Annotated in this window: 13 protein-coding genes and 2 pseudogenes; 1 reads left to right on the top strand and 14 read right to left on the bottom strand. The window is 54.8% G+C overall.

The window, feature by feature from the left end; translation table 11 throughout:
* Nucleotides 1-10 precede the first annotated feature (10 nt).
* Complete coding sequence (locus IEX86_RS15935) at nucleotides 11-742, top strand: GNAT family N-acetyltransferase (protein ID WP_188867127.1); 732 nt, start codon at nucleotides 11-13, stop codon at nucleotides 740-742.
* A 171-nt stretch (nucleotides 743-913) separates the two neighbouring features.
* On the opposite strand, the gene IEX86_RS15930 is transcribed toward IEX86_RS15935, so the two are convergent.
* The 14 genes and pseudogenes from IEX86_RS15930 to IEX86_RS15875 form a co-directional block, all read right to left on the bottom strand.
* A complete protein-coding gene (locus IEX86_RS15930) occupies nucleotides 914-1,975 on the bottom strand; it encodes a protein-glutamate methylesterase/protein-glutamine glutaminase (RefSeq protein WP_188867126.1) in 1,062 nt (353 codons plus the stop codon).
* Nucleotides 1,976-1,986: 11 nt separating this feature from the next.
* Nucleotides 1,987-2,493, bottom strand: a complete 507-nt coding sequence (locus IEX86_RS15925; protein ID WP_188867125.1) for a chemotaxis protein CheD — start codon at nucleotides 2,491-2,493, stop codon at nucleotides 1,987-1,989.
* On the bottom strand, nucleotides 2,486-3,292 hold the full coding sequence (locus IEX86_RS15920) for a CheR family methyltransferase (RefSeq protein WP_188867124.1): 807 nt from the start codon (nucleotides 3,290-3,292) through the stop codon (nucleotides 2,486-2,488). Before IEX86_RS15920 ends, IEX86_RS15925 begins: the two co-directional genes overlap by 8 nt.
* Before the next feature lie 16 nt (nucleotides 3,293-3,308).
* Nucleotides 3,309-3,812 (bottom strand): chemotaxis protein CheW, encoded by a 504-nt coding sequence (locus tag IEX86_RS15915; RefSeq protein ID WP_188867123.1) that lies wholly within the window; start codon nucleotides 3,810-3,812, stop codon nucleotides 3,309-3,311.
* Between the two features lie 5 nt (nucleotides 3,813-3,817).
* On the bottom strand, nucleotides 3,818-5,470 hold the full coding sequence (locus IEX86_RS15910; protein WP_188867122.1) for a methyl-accepting chemotaxis protein: 1,653 nt from the start codon (nucleotides 5,468-5,470) through the stop codon (nucleotides 3,818-3,820).
* Between the two features lie 17 nt (nucleotides 5,471-5,487).
* Nucleotides 5,488-6,048 (bottom strand): chemotaxis protein CheW, encoded by a 561-nt coding sequence (locus IEX86_RS15905; protein WP_188867121.1) that lies wholly within the window; start codon nucleotides 6,046-6,048, stop codon nucleotides 5,488-5,490.
* 3 nt (nucleotides 6,049-6,051) lie between these two features.
* Nucleotides 6,052-7,149, bottom strand: coding sequence for a methyl-accepting chemotaxis protein (locus tag IEX86_RS25755; protein ID WP_373290455.1), 1,098 nt, complete (start codon nucleotides 7,147-7,149; stop codon nucleotides 6,052-6,054).
* A gap of 51 nt (nucleotides 7,150-7,200) precedes the next feature.
* Nucleotides 7,201-8,229: pseudogene (locus IEX86_RS25750) on the bottom strand (MCP four helix bundle domain-containing protein); the annotation flags it as partial.
* 90 nt (nucleotides 8,230-8,319) lie between these two features.
* Nucleotides 8,320-9,420, bottom strand: coding sequence for a methyl-accepting chemotaxis protein (locus IEX86_RS25045; protein WP_373290454.1), 1,101 nt, complete (start codon nucleotides 9,418-9,420; stop codon nucleotides 8,320-8,322).
* Between the two features lie 99 nt (nucleotides 9,421-9,519).
* Nucleotides 9,520-10,725, bottom strand: a pseudogene (locus IEX86_RS25040) (MCP four helix bundle domain-containing protein); the annotation flags it as partial.
* A gap of 35 nt (nucleotides 10,726-10,760) precedes the next feature.
* Nucleotides 10,761-12,944, bottom strand: a complete 2,184-nt coding sequence (locus tag IEX86_RS15890; protein WP_188867118.1) for a chemotaxis protein CheA — start codon at nucleotides 12,942-12,944, stop codon at nucleotides 10,761-10,763.
* Nucleotides 12,945-12,954: 10 nt separating this feature from the next.
* Nucleotides 12,955-13,272 carry an STAS domain-containing protein gene (locus tag IEX86_RS15885; RefSeq protein ID WP_188867117.1) on the bottom strand — a complete coding sequence of 106 codons (318 nt, stop codon included), beginning with the start codon at nucleotides 13,270-13,272 and terminating at the stop codon, nucleotides 12,955-12,957.
* Between the two features lie 22 nt (nucleotides 13,273-13,294).
* Complete coding sequence (locus IEX86_RS15880; protein WP_188867116.1) at nucleotides 13,295-13,669, bottom strand: response regulator; 375 nt, start codon at nucleotides 13,667-13,669, stop codon at nucleotides 13,295-13,297.
* A gap of 23 nt (nucleotides 13,670-13,692) precedes the next feature.
* Entirely contained in the window at nucleotides 13,693-14,490 is a 798-nt protein-coding gene (locus IEX86_RS15875; RefSeq protein WP_373290453.1) for a methyl-accepting chemotaxis protein, read from the bottom strand.
* Nucleotides 14,491-15,040 lie beyond the last annotated feature (550 nt).

Here is a 15,040-nt window from a genome sequence, read left to right as displayed (position 1 = left end):
GAAAAGAGTTATGACTGTTATCTCTGCGCTTGAAGCGTGCGCCTTTAACGCCTGGCCTGCCCGGCAAACAGTCTTTTACGAAGGCTGGATACTGCGTCTGGCGAATGGCTATACCAAGCGTGCCAATTCAGCCAACGCCTGGCAACCAACGGCCTCGTTTGATGCGGTACGGTCTTATGTTGAGGCGCTATACCAGCGGCAGGGCTTACCTACGATCTTTCGGTTAACACCTTTGGCAGGTGATGAGCCGGACAGGCAGTTGGAGGCGGCTGGCTACCAACAGGTCGACCCTACAGAGGTAATGACACTGCCAGTAGGAAACCGAAGGGCGAATGGAGATACCATTATATTGGAACCCATGCGCAGTTCTACATGGAGCGACGGCTTTGCCTTGCTAAATGGCTTAGATGCCATCCACCGTCAGCAGCACAATGCCTTGCTCGATACCATTGCCTGGCCTGTCGCTTATGCAACAGTTTATGAAGAAGGACAACTTATCGGTTATGGGCTGGCAGTGGCAGAAGGTGACTGGGTAGGGCTATTCGACGTGGTGGTGGCACCCGCTTGGCGTGGGCGCGGTCATGGGCGACAGCTAGTCAAGAAACTGATTGAGTGGGGAAAAACTCAAGGTGCCAGGCAGGCCTACTTGCAGGTAACCTGCTCCAATAGCGCTGCACTGGCCTTATACCGCTCGCTTGGCTTTGAAACCCGCTACCGTTATCACTATCGAGTTCTGTCTTGAGTGATGCTCTAGCGTGACGGTTATTAATGACCATCACATCACTAACTTGTCGGTGTAGTGATAGACCGGCAGGTATACGCAGAGATGCATACCTGTGCAGCAGTAACCGACATGGCTCGGCACGCTCGGCCACGTGCAGCCGAGCCGTTATGAAGCTATACGGGTAAGCGCTTAGCGGGCCATACTCAAGATGGCCGCGGGAATCTGGTCCAGTGGCAACTCACGTTCTACTGCGCCCAGCTTAAAGGCTTCTTTGGGCATTCCATACACAATACAGCTCTGCTCGTCCTGGCCCAGCGTTTTGGCACCTGCTTCGCGCATTTCCTTTAGGCCTCTTGCGCCATCGTCACCCATGCCCGTCATGATGATGCCCAGTGCATTTTTGCCGGCGCAACGCGCAGTCGAACGGAACAGGACGTCAACAGAAGGGCGATGACGGCTCACGGGAGGGCCATCGACGATTTCCACTTGGTACTGCGCTCCATTGCGTTTGAGCAGCATATGTCGCCCACCGGGGGCTATCAGGGCCAGTCCAGGAATGACGCGATCGCCGTGTTGTGCCTCACGTACCTCAATCTGACACAGCCCATTCAGGCGCTCAGCAAAAGCGGCAGTGAAACGCTCAGGCATGTGTTGCACAATGACGATGCCAGGACAGACCCGAGGCAGGGCAGTCAACACCAGTTCTAGCGCTTGTGTGCCGCCGGTGGAAGTACCAATACTCACGACCGTGTCAGTCGTTCGGGTCATTGCCTGACCCGGTGGCAGGATAGCGTCTGCACTCAGTTTAGGCGTGACGCTCATCGCCGGTTTGGCTGGTATTTTTCGCAGATTCGCTCGGGCAGCAGCTTTTACCGCATTGATCAGCTCATGGCTACTTTCAACCAGGAACTGGCGTAGCCCTGCCTGAGGCTTGGTCACAAAGCTGACCGCACCGGCTGATAACGCCTGCATTGTCGTAGCCGCGCCTTTTTCCGTAAGGGTTGAGCAAATAACAATTGGAGTCGGGCGCTCGGACATAATTTTCTTTAGAAAGGTAATGCCGTCCATACGAGGCATTTCGACATCCAGAACAATGACATCCGGCCACTGCTTGTTCATCTTATCCATAGCGAAAATCGGATCGGCCGCCACACCGATAACGTCAATGGCCGCATCGCCGCCCAGGGTGGAAGACAGTACCTGCCGAACCACAGCGGAGTCATCGACGATAAGTACCTTAATGCTGGTCATAGGCGATCTCTTTAACGAGGCGAAAGCTGTACAGGAGATGACTGTTCAAGCTTGACCTCCCCATCCCAAATAGAAAAACTCAGGCGTCGATGACCGATACCTTCTACGTGGCTTGCACTGCAGACAAGCCCATGCGCCTGCAAGAGGCGTTTGGCAGCCTTGACGTTCTGCAAGCCGATGTGATCCTTTTCGTTGCGTACGATTCCCGGAAACATATTGCCTCCACCAAACACGCGCAACGTAAACTCGGAGGGCTGTGTACCTGCCATTTGGATAGCCTGTAGCAATAACGCCAGCGCCTCGTCACCATAATGACCATCAAGCCGATCGGACGGCTTGTGGCCTTTGCTGCGTGTAGGGAGCAGGTAATGGCACATGCCGCCCAACTGGCGTTGCGGGTGCCAGAAAACCAGGGCTACACAAGAGCCCAGCAACGTTCGGATGCGCGTGTCACCGCCACCGAAATGCAGTTCTCCAGGCCTAAGATAGACGTCTTTGATCTGAGTTGGCTCAGGCATGAGGCTTCTGATAAATAGAGGGTTTGACCATTTTGAGGGCATCGGTAATGCCGTTGAGGCTTTCCGAGTGACTCACCACGAAATAACCTCCTGGCCGCAGATGGTTTACGAGACGTTGGACTACCTGACGCTTGGTATCGTTATCAAAATAGATCATTACATTGCGCAAAAAGATCACCTCAAACTGACCGACGTCAGGCAGCGTAGTATTGAGATTAATTTGTCGAAAGGTAATGCGTGCCGTCAGGTTCGGGTCGATGAGAAACAGGCCTTCATTTTGACCGATGCCTTTGAAGCAGTGTTTATGCAGTAGCGCTTTAGGAATACCTTCAGCATCTTCCAAAGGGTATTGGCCTCGACGCGCCTTTTCCAAGACTCGGGTACTAATGTCGGATGCAACAATTTCCCATGGACGTGTACCAAGCGTGTCGGCCAGGGTCAGCGCGAGCGTGTAAGGCTCCTCGCCGGTGGAGCAGGCACCACTCCAGATGCGGATGGATGCGCGGTCACGTATCTCTGGAAGCACCACTGTGCGCAGAAATTCGAAGTGCTTGGGCTCCCGAAAGAAATAGGTTTCGTTGGTGGTTAATAGGTCTACCGCCATCTGAAACTCGTTCCGATCGCGCATCAGCACATCAAAATACGCACTGTAACTGGCAAGACCTCGCTGACGAACCCGCTTGGCCAAGCGGCCACTGACCAGCGGTTTTTTCGATTCGGACATGCTGATGCCAGCGGTTTCGTAAATCATTCCACGAAACTTCTTGAACTCATTATCCGATAGGGCGAGGTTATCCATGGAGTACCGTCCGAAGTCAGGCCTGGGCTGCCAAGTAGCCCACATCCTCGACATTGAGAACCTGGTCTATGTTTAGAATAATAACGAAACCACTTTCGCGCTTAGCCATGCCGAGGATGAAGTCGGTACGGATATGAGCGCCGAAACGGGGAGCCGACTCGATGGCATCGGAAGCAATTTCGAGGACTTCGCTGACGGCATCCACGATGATCCCAAATACCTGTTGCCGACCCTCTACGCTCAGCTCCAGCATGACAATACAGCTACGGCGGTTAGCCTCGGTAGGGGTGCCGCTAAAGCGCACCCCGAGGTCAAGCACTGGCACCGCAGCGCCACGTAGGTTGATAACGCCCCGAATGCTGGGAGGCATCATCGGCATTGCGGTTACAGGGCCATATTCAATGATCTCCCGTACACAGGTGGTACTCACGGCAAACATTTCGCCCTTGAGCGAGAAGGTTAGGTATTGCCGTGGCTGCTCTACAGTCACGGCAACTCGGTTAGCGTTGTACACACTCATGACGATTAGTCCTTGAACCGAACAAAGCCGGCGGGAACACCTGCCATCTGGCCTGCAGCCTGATGAAACTCTCGTGCAGGAGCAGACTTCCTGGAAGGAGCAGCTGCAGGTGGCTGGCTACGCGGAGCCTCAGCCTGGGCCACACCCGCAGCGCCCCCTAATGTGAAGTACTCCATCAGCTGTTGCAGCTGTTCAGCCTGACCACTCATTTCTTCAGAGGTCGCAGCCAGCTCTTCCGAGGCGGAAGCGTTCTGCTGAGTGATTTGGCTCAATTGGTTCATCGCGGTGTTGATCTGGCCTACACCTGAGGTTTGCTCTTCGGATGCGGCCGCAATCTCTTGTACCAGGTCGGACGTCTTGCCGATCGAGGGTACGATTTCGTCCAGCAATGTACCGGCACGCTCGGCCAAGGCGACGCTTGTCTTGGCTACATTGCCAATTTCCTGAGCTGCAATCTGACTACGCTCGGCCAGCTTGCGCACTTCAGCCGCTACAACCGCAAAGCCCTTGCCATGCTCACCCGCACGCGCGGCTTCGATCGCTGCGTTCAAGGCCAGCAGGTTGGTCTGGTAGGCAATGTCGTCCACGATACCAATCTTGTCGGCAATGGTCTTCATCGCCGCAACCGTATCCTTCACGGCCTTACCACCTTCAGCTGCTTCCTGAGCGGCCTTGCTGGCCATGCCGTCGGTAACCTTGGCGTTCTCGGTATTCTGGCCAATAGAGGCAGACATCTGCTCCATGGATGCGCTGGTTTCTTCAACCGACGCGGCTTGCTCAGAAGAGGCCTGACTCATGCTTTGTGCAGTTGCAGAAACCTGCTCGGAGGCACTGGACAGCGCATCAGCAGAACCGCGCACCTCACTGATGATATGAGCCAGTTTGTCTGTCATGCCTTTGATGGCCGCCAGCATGCTGGTGGTATCGCCGGGCTTGGTAACCACGTTGACACTCAGGTCACCGGCAGCAACGCGGCTAACGACTTCAGCCGCATAGGCCGGTTCGCCACCCAATTGCTTGATGAGGCTACGAGCAATAACAAAGCCCAGGATCATGGCAATGATAACCGCTGCAATGCCGATGCTGATCATAAGCATGCGCGCCGACTCAAAAGACTCAGTGGCCTGGACGCCCGCCTTATCCATTTCGTCCTTCATGAACTGATTCAGCGATTCAAGCGACTCAACAAAGAGGTTATTCGTTGGCGTGAACTCGGTCAGCAGGTACTGTACGGCTTGGTTGTGATCCGTTTCTGCTAACTTGTACAAAGGCTCATATTTGCCTTGTAACATTTCACGCTTGGCAACAACTTCCTTAAAGCGCTTGATTCCTTCTTCAGAATAGATGCTCTGCTCAAGCTTCTTCATGACTTCAACATTGGCCGCGCGATACTTCTGTATACGCTCCCTGTATTCCTGATTTTTGCTGGCGTCATCGACCAACAAAATATTACGAATCAGACGCCCCACATTGAGCGTGTTCTGAATCAGAACATTAGCCATCTCGGTCTTTGGAAAACGATCCAAAGACATCGTGTCTGATGACTTTTTCATGGCCGTCATATTGACGATGCCCACTAGAATCACGACAACTAGAAGAGCAACGACAGTGCCGAAGCCCAGGGCAAGTTTGGTGGTAACACGCATGTTTCTAAACATGGCTATGACTCCGAGAATTACAACGAGCGCTGCGGAAGCGCTGTACGCGCGCTACCGAAGGCCATAGCGGTTTGTGGGTTACTGACGAGCCCGGCAATCTCGCTGATCGACAGCACCTGGCTGACGTTGAGCAGTACGACGAACTCATCATTGATTTTGGTAATTCCCTGAATGAAATCAGTGCGGATACGGCTCCCGAATGCTGGCGCCGGCCTTACCTGTTCCAGGGGGATTTCGAGCACTTCACTTACAGCATCAACCACTATGCCAATGACTTGTGGTTGCTCCTCGTCCTGGGTTTCGAGAATCACGACACAGGTACGCGATGTAGTTGCCGTACGTACTCCCCCAAACCGTGCTTCCAGGTCAATGACCGGGACAACGGCCCCGCGCAAATTGATCACCCCGCAGATAAACGCTGGCATCAGCGGGACGACAGTAAGCTGGCCGTATTCGATAATCTCCCGTACGCACAGCGTATCCACGGCAAAGGTCTCACCCTTCACTACAAAGGTCAGGTGTTGACGCTCAGCTTCACCGCTTGAGGGGAGCAACGCAGTAGTCACATCGGTACTCATGTTTTATTCCTCGAACCGGACGAATCCTTCCGGTGACGAGCCTGTGCGAAGTGGACGTTGCGCCATGACCCGATCCCTGCTGTGGCTCGGCCTGCTAGAGGCCGGCCTGACATGATCGATGGCACGCTGCAAATCGGCTGCGGCACGATGGGCTGAGAAGAAGCTCATCAACTGCTGCAGTTTTTCTGCTTGGCTACTCATTTCTTCGGCCGTTGCCGCCAATTCTTCAGAGGCAGATGCATTTTGTTGCGTAATTTGATTGAGCTGGCCCATCGCAGCGTTGATCTGACCTACGCCCGAGCTCTGCTCCTCCGATGCGGCCGCGATTTCCTGTACCAGATCAGAGGTTTTGGTAATCGAAGGAACGATCTGATCCAGTAACGTACCGGCGCGCTCAGCCAGAGCAACGCTGCCCTTGGCCACGTTGCCAATCTCCTGCGCCGCCACCTGGCTACGCTCGGCCAGCTTGCGCACTTCAGCCGCTACAACCGCAAAGCCCTTGCCGTGCTCACCCGCACGGGCGGCTTCGATTGCCGCGTTCAAGGCCAGCAGATTGGTCTGGTAGGCGATGTCGTCCACGATACCAATCTTGTCGGCAATGCTCTGCATGGCACTGGTGGTCTCACGAACAGCCTGGCCGCCTTCAATGGCTTCTTTTGCGGCCTTGCTGGCCATGCCATCAGTAACCTTGGCGTTTTCGGTGTTCTGCGAAATGGAGGCAGACATCTCTTCCATAGATGCACTGGTTTCTTCAACCGATGCGGCCTGTTCTGAAGACGCCTGGCTCATGCTCTGCGCGGTGGCTGAAATTTCCTCCGATGCACTGGCTAATGCATCGGCCGAGTCACGGACATCCATGATGATCTGGGACAGCTTGTTAACGGTGCTATTGACCGACTGCTTGAGCTCTAGCAGCTGACCTTGATAGTCACCCTGGATAGTGCGGCCCAGGTCGCCATTGGATAGCGCGCCCATGACGTCCATCGCTTCGCTTAGCGGCGCGACGATGGCGTCTAAGGTACCGTTGATGCCTTCGACGATACGGCGGAACTCGCCCTGATGTTGAGCGACGTCAGCGCGATCCCCAAGCTGGCCTGCCATAGCGGACTGACTGAGCTGCTGGGTATCGACCACAAGCGCTTTGATGTTGGCGCGCACCTGCTCAATGTTGTCATTAATAAATGCTTTTTTACCCGGCAGGCGAGCCAGGGGAGCGTCCAGGTTGCCTTCACCAAAGCCTTTTACGCAGGCCATGGCGCTGCGCTGGTCGTCGATATGGCCCTTGACCATATCATTTACGCCTTGTGCCATGGTGCGGTAGCTACCCTCGAAACGATCGGCCGGAATGAACGCGTCGGTTTCACCCTTGTCGTGTTCGGTAGACATGCGATTCATTTCAGTGAGCAGGCCCCGTATGCTTTCTACCATACGGCTCATGGCTGCCATGAGGCTGGTGGAGTCGCCTGCTTTCAGTGCAATCTCGTTAGGCAAGTCACCGGCCGCAACACGATTAGCCATGGCTGCAACATCGGCAGGCTCGCCGCCAAGTTGGCGAAGCAGGCTGCGGGTAATCACAAAGCCGATCAGACCTACCGCTACCAGTGTAGCCAAGGCAATCAAGACGGAGATCAGCGTAGCCGTGCCTCTTAAGGTATCGGCAGTTTCCGCACCCTGGGTTCCTAACTTCCGGTTAAAGTCACGGTGCACATCCAACGCATGATTGACTTGAGTTATAACGTGAAGATTAGCCAGCAGACTGGTCGTGGCTTCCTCTGCCTGGTCCTGCCTCGACAGGGGAAGAACTTTTCCTTCAAGATCTTTAAGCCCATTGATAGCTTGGCGGTCCGCCTCCAGCAGTCGACGATCCTCATCATTCGATACGATGGTTTCGTAGTGCTTTAGCTCATCTTCGATTCGGTTACGAAGTGCCGCCTGGTCTCGCTCAAGCTCGCTCATACGAGTCTGGTCGCCACTCAAGATGTGGAGATACATGCTCTTGATTGCGTCATCGACATAGCCGCTGATGGTGTTGATTGAAACCAGGCTAGGTATTGTATTGTCATTGCCATAGTTGGCCGCATGGAATACGCGGTTGATCTGGTACTGGCCTGTTCCTGCCAGCAGCACAATACCGAGCAATGCGGAAAGCACCAGAAGAAGCATCTTCTTTGAAACAGTCATGATCAGCCTCACAGGTAAACCTTTTGGAAACCTGGGTTAAAAAGATTTAAATAGAAGGGCGCCTGCAGAGATGCAGGCGCCCTATGGCCATCAGCCTTGGAAGCGGATGAAGCCTTCTGGTAACGTCCCGGATGCCGTTGCAGCATGCGGATGGGCCTGAGCTTTGGTGCGTACCTGCTCCGTGAGCGGACGAACATGATCCATTGCACGCTGAAGATCAGCCGTAGCTGTGTGACCATCGCTGTTGAAAAAACTCATCAGACGCTGCAACTGCTCAGCCTGACTGCTCATTTCTTCGGCCGTTGCCGCCAACTCTTCAGAGGCAGAAGCATTTTGTTGCGTAATCTGGCTCAACTGACCCATGGCCGCGTTGATCTGGCTGACGCCTGAACTCTGCTCCTCCGATGCGGCCGCAATCTCTTGCACCAGATCGGACGTTTTGCCGATCGAGGGCACGATTTCATCCAGCAATGTACCGGCACGCTCGGCAAGGTCAACGCTGCCCTTGGCTACGTTGCCGATTTCCTGAGCTGCAATCTGACTACGCTCGGCCAGCTTGCGCACTTCAGCCGCTACAACCGCAAAGCCCTTGCCGTGCTCACCCGCACGGGCGGCTTCGATCGCTGCGTTCAAGGCCAGCAGGTTGGTCTGGTAGGCAATGTCGTCCACGATGCCAATCTTGTCGGCAATGGTCTTCATCGCTGCGACCGTATCCTTCACGGCCTTACCACCTTCGGACGCTTCCTGAGCGGCCTTGCTGGCCATGCCGTCGGTAACCTTGGCGTTCTCGGTATTCTGGCCGATAGACGCGGACATCTGCTCCATGGATGCGCTGGTTTCTTCAACCGATGCGGCCTGCTCCGTTGAGGCCTGGCTCATGCACTGGGCGGTTGCCGAAATTTCTTCCGAGGCGCTGGCCAATGCATCGGCCGACTCACGGACATCGGTGATGATCTGGTTCAGCTTGCTAACGGTACTGTTGATGGACTGCTTAAGCTCCAGCAACTGACCCTGATAATTGCCTTGCACCGTACGGCTAAGGTCACCCTGGGCAATACCGGCCATTACGCTCATGGCTTCATTAACCGGGCTGACAATGGCGTCCAATGTACCGTTGATACCTTCGACAATACGGCGGAAGTCACCCTTGTGCTGGCTGGCATCCGCCCGCGTGGCCAGCTGGCCCGCCATGGCTGCATTGCTGAGCGCACTGGCATCATCTACCAGGCGCTGAATGTTGGCGCGTACCTGTTCGATGTTGTCATTGATAACTGCCTTCTTGCCGGGGAAGCGTTCCAGCGGTGTAGAAAGGTTACCCTCGCCAAAGGCCTGCACGCAGGCCATCGCCTTGCGTTGTACCTCAAGGTGGCCACCCACCATGGTATTGATGCCTTCTGCCAGCGCTTGATAGGAGCCGCTGAAACGCGCCGCTTCAATGAAGACGTCGATGTCACCTTTGTCATGAGCACGGGACATGCGCTGCATTTCATCGATCAGCTGCATGATGTTGGCACGGACCTGCTCGATATTGTCGTTGATGAATGCCTTTTTACCGGGGAACCGCTCAAGAGAGGCGTCCAGGTTGCCTTCACCAAATGCTTTCACGCAGGCCATGGCTTTTTGCTGGACTTCGAGGTGGCTCGATACCATGGCGTTTACGCCCTGTGCCATGGTGCGGTAGCTGCCGTCGAAACGCTCAGCCGGGATGAACACTTCAATATCACCCTTGTCGTGCTCTTTCGACATATGGTTCATTTCGTCCAGCAGACTACGCAATGTACCCACCATGCGGCTCATGGCTGCCATGAGGCTGGTCGTATCGCTTGCCTTGACTGCAATATCATCCGGCAGATCGCCTTTTGCTACACGATTGGCTACGGCCACGACTTTTTGCAGGCTGCGGATGATGAAGAAACCGATCAGGCCGATCGCCAGTAGTGTAACCAATGCAATTGCAATAGACATCATGGTCGCGTTAGCCTTGATGCTCGCAGCTAACTCCGCATTTTCATCGGCCACACGCTGATTAAACAGCCGATGATTATTCAAGGCTTCGGCCAGCTTGATAAACACCGGGCGGTTGGCCATTACTGTTTCTCTGGCTTCGTCTAACTGGCCCCGTTGGGACAGCTGAAGCAACTTATCCTGAAGCGTGGCCAGCGCACTAACAGCCTGACTGTCCTGTTCAAGCAACCGACGGTCTTCGTCGCTGATCAACAGGGCTTCGTAGTCTTTCAGCGCAGCCTGAACCTTTCCTTGCAGGTCATTGACTTCTTGAGCCAGTTGGCCTTTTTCAACGGGATCATTGCTCTGTAAGTGAAGAAACATGGCTCTTACAGATCTATTGGCTGGATCGTTGATCGCGGCGATAGCTAGCAGGCTCGGTATTGAGTTCTGATTGCCAAAGTTGGCTGCCTCGAATACACGGCTGATCTGGTATTGTGCAGCACCTGCCAAGACCAGGATGCCTAGTAGTGCAGAGACTACCAGTAGCATCATTTTTCTCGTTTCGTTCATGATAGCTGTCTCAATCAGGAATTAATGGTCATGGCGGTGCTGGGAGCAGCCTGCCGTTGTGCGATTGCGCCGATCATTCCCGGCACACTGAGGATTAATGCTACGGCGCCGCTACCCAAGATGGTGAAGCCGCCCAAGGCACGGTTGTTGTCGAAAATCTTGCCGAGTGGCTTGATAACGGTCTGAAACTCACCCATGAGCTGGTCTACGACCAAGCCTGCACGATTGCCTGCGTAATTCACGACTACCACGTTTTCACGACGTGGCGGCTCGTCTTCAACGGCAAACAGTTCACGCAGCCGAATGAAGGGGAGGGCATCGCCTCGCAAATCGATGTAGTCACTCGTGCTTTGGCGCGCCGCCGAAGACTGATCGCTGGTCAGCTCGATACATTCCTCGACCATATCCAGCGGGACGACATAGGTAGCTTTGCCAACACCAATCAGGAAGCCGTCGATAATGGCCAGCGTCAGAGGCAGGCGAATCCGGGTCGTGGTGCCTACGCCTTCAATGCTGTCCAGGTCTACCGTACCGCGTAGGGCGGTGATGTTTTTCTTTACTACGTCCATGCCTACGCCACGGCCTGACAGGCTGCTGACCTGATCGGCAGTGGAAAAGCCCGGTTCGAAAATCAGATTGAAGATTTCCTTGTCTGTCAGGCTCTGGTTATCGCTGACAAGTCCGCGCTCAATCGCTTTACGCAGGATGCGGTCCTTATTAAGGCCACCGCCGTCATCCGATACTTCAATAACAATACTGCTGGACTCGTGATAGGCATTCAGACGCACAGTCCCTTGAGCAGGTTTGCCGCGCTCAAGACGCACAGACGCCGGCTCGATGCCGTGGTCCATGGAGTTTCGTATCAGGTGCGTAAGCGGATCGCCGATCTTCTCGACTACCGTTTTGTCCAGCTCGGTGTCGCCACCGCTGATCTCCAGAACGATATCCTTGCCCAACTCCTTGGATACATCCCGTACCACGCGCTGGAAGCGGTTGAAGGTTGTACCGATCTGCACCATTCGCAGGGTCAAGGCGGAGTCGCGCACTTCTTCCACCAGACGGGACAGCACGCCAGTAGACTCTACCAGCTGGGCTGCGCCACTTTGCTGTGCGGCCAGTTGAGTGCCCGCTCCTGCAATGATCAGCTCACCGATCAGGTTGATGAGCTGGTCAAGCTTGTTGGCATCTACACGAATCAGGTTGCCTTCAGCCGTACGGTTGTCCTTGACCTGCTTTTGCTTCTGTAGCGCGGCGGTCACAACTTGTGGCTGGACATTCTGCTCATTGATCAACACCTCACCAATAGGCGCTGGCGATGCTTCCGGCTCGGACTGTTTGAGCAATGCCTTTTCCAGTTCGGACTGGGTCAGGGCACCGCAACGTACCAGCATTTCACCCAGGCGCAGGTCTTCTTCCGGCAGCTCATTGATCAGCTGGATGTAATCAACTGTCTTGCTGTTCGGTGGGAAAATACGAATCTGGCTGTCTTCACGAACGAATTCAAAGGCTCCCTCGATGGTTTCCTTGTCAGCCTCGGTCGCAAACGCTACTTCGAAGCCCAGATAATTCGTTTCCGGGTCCATCTCATCAGCAGCAGGTACATGCTCTGTCAGCGTGACGATATGAACGATTTGCCCGAAGGTATTGAGGTAACGCAAAAATGCCAGAGGATCCATGCCATTGCGTAAGACGTCAGGACCAAAGCGCAAAGACAGGTGCCAATGTTCATTAGGCGTATCGGATGACTCACGCACAACCTGCGTTGCCCGCTGTGGGGCAGCGGCAGCGACGGCCAGCTCACCGGACAGGTAGTGACTCAGGTTCGTCGTCAGTGCAACACCTTGCTTCTGGAGGGCTGGCTCAAGCTCATCGAGCGAGCCGCCAGCGTCAACATGAGCAATCAAGGCATTGAGTTGATCGCACACCTGAAGAAACAGTGCTGTCAGGGTGTCATTAAATGCCATTTCTCCGCTGCGGATACGGTCAAGAACGCTTTCAGCCACATGAGTGAAGCTGACGATAGCGTCCAGTCCAAAGAGTCCTGCAGAGCCCTTGATAGTGTGAGCGGCACGGAATATGGCATTAATGATGTCCGGATCATGCGGATTCTGCTCGATCTGCAACAGGGCATCTTCCATCTGCTGGAGGAGTTCCTGGCTCTCGGCAATAAAAATCTTTAATACGTCATCGATATTCACGGCGTGGCCTTCAAGCGAGATGCGGCTGAATAAGAAGTGGGTCGCCAAAAAAGCTGACTAGCCCGCTTAGCTCGAGCAACTCGACAACCGCAGGGCTGTGGTCGCACAGGCTAAGCGAGCAGCCACGCCTGGCTGCTTCCTGTTTTGCAAGGATGAGCAGCTGCAGGCCAGCCGAGTCGAATTCATCTACACCCGCCAGATCAAATTCGATATGAGTGCCGGCCTTGAGCGGATCGAGCACCTTGGCCTTGCTCTCAGCTGCTGTATAAATAGTCAATGGGCCATCCAGGGCCACGCGGTGATGCAGTTCAGTAGCGGCTTCGGTCATGGTGACGATCTCGCGGCAGGGGTTATGGCAGAATCAGCTTTGAAACAGCAGCCAACATTTGGGCCGGCTGGAAGGGCTTGACCATCCACGCCTTGGCACCGGCGGCTTGTCCCGCTGATTTCTTGTCGGCTCCCGATTCGGTAGTCAGCATGATGACCGGCGTGAACTTGTAAGCAGGCAGCTTCTTGGCCGCGGTGACGAAAGCGATGCCATCCATATTGGGCATGTTCACGTCACTGACGATCAGATGAATTTTGCGGCCGTCGAGCTTGGTCAATGCGTCTTTACCGTCGCAACCTTCGATTACGTCATAGCCGGCCCCTTTAAGGGTCATGCTGACGACCTGGCGGATCGAGATGGAGTCATCAACGATAAGAATGGTTTTTTTCGTGCTCATAATGGTCTCGAACAGGGGGTGGCTTAGAAAAAGGTAATGTCGGAGGGTGCAGTGGACGCGGGCGCCTTGCCCTGGTGTACCGCCAACTGCTCCGCCATGGTGTAAGTCTTAGCCAGCTCATTGAGCCAGGCCTTGGTATCGATAGGCTTCAACGCCTGCCCTTGGGCGGCCAGCGAACGACGCTCAAGCAAATGCTGCTCAAGCTTGTTGAGGTCGTTGCGGATATGGCTCAGCATCTGGCTGACCCGGTCCTGGAACTGAAGGGCTACCAGCACGTCAGCAATCTCAGCGCCTACCGCTTCACTCTGCTCACGCAGTGTGTTGCTCTGTTGAAGCAGGCCACTGGCACTGGCATTGAACTGAGTAATGACGTTTTCAATCACCTCACCAGAGGTTGCCAGTGTTTCGGCGTCCTGGCGGGCATACTGCTCGGAGGCTTCCAGGGTACGCAGAATGGCGGAGTTCACAGTTTCCACCGTTTCGCTGATCTTCTGGCCGGTATTGCCGGAAAGGGTTGAAAGCTTACGGACCTCATCCGCGACGACCGCAAAGCCACGCCCTGCCTCGCCAGCACGGGCTGCCTCGATAGCTGCGTTCAGCGCCAGGAGGTTGGTCTGCTTGGCAACATCTGCAACGTCTTTGGCCATGGCCTGAAGTTGGCCGGTGAAATCATGCAGATGGGTGATCTCGCGCTGCAGGATTTCCTTGCTGGACAAAGCTTTACGCAAACCCGTCACGATGCCATCCAGCTCCTTCTGGCTGGACGACAGAAGAGATACCAGGCCTTGTGCATTACCGTCCTGAGACCCTTCCACAGTCATATGGATACGACCGGCCAACTCGGCGAAACGCTGGGTCAACTGGGTAATAGCATCTTCGGTATGGCTGCGGGCCGCCTCGATCTGCTCGGCCCAGACGGGTAATACCTCAATACAGACGCCATCCAGCTCAGTGCCTTGCGCAGCACTATGTTTGACGGAGTGTTCCAGATCCGCAGCAAAAGCTTGTGCCGCGTTCTTTTGCGCCTGCTGATGGCGAGCATAACCCCAACCCGCGGCTAGAGCGCCTAGTACAATGAGGGCAGCAGCAAGCATCCAGCTAAGTGCTGATGCACCGCCTGCCCACAGCGTACCGGCAACACCCAGGACAACACATACTGCAACAGTCGTTAATGTGATACCGGCCGTTGAGGGTGCCGCACGCTGGAAAGAGGAAACAGCAAGAGAAGTGTTTGATGAGGGGGGCATTACGTCACCGCCATTAAGTCAATTACGCAGAAAACCGCTTTGCTTGGTTATCGCGCACTGTTAGAAAAACTTAATGACGTTGATCGAAAATTAGCCAGACGAAGTGCGAATCGGTGATTAGTGG

The sequence above is a fragment of the Pseudomonas asuensis genome (assembly GCF_014646755.1).
Classification (GTDB): domain Bacteria; phylum Pseudomonadota; class Gammaproteobacteria; order Pseudomonadales; family Pseudomonadaceae; genus Chryseomonas; species Chryseomonas asuensis.
The sequence above is the reverse complement of the archived record's forward strand: the minus strand, read 5'-3'. Positions and strand labels throughout refer to the sequence as shown.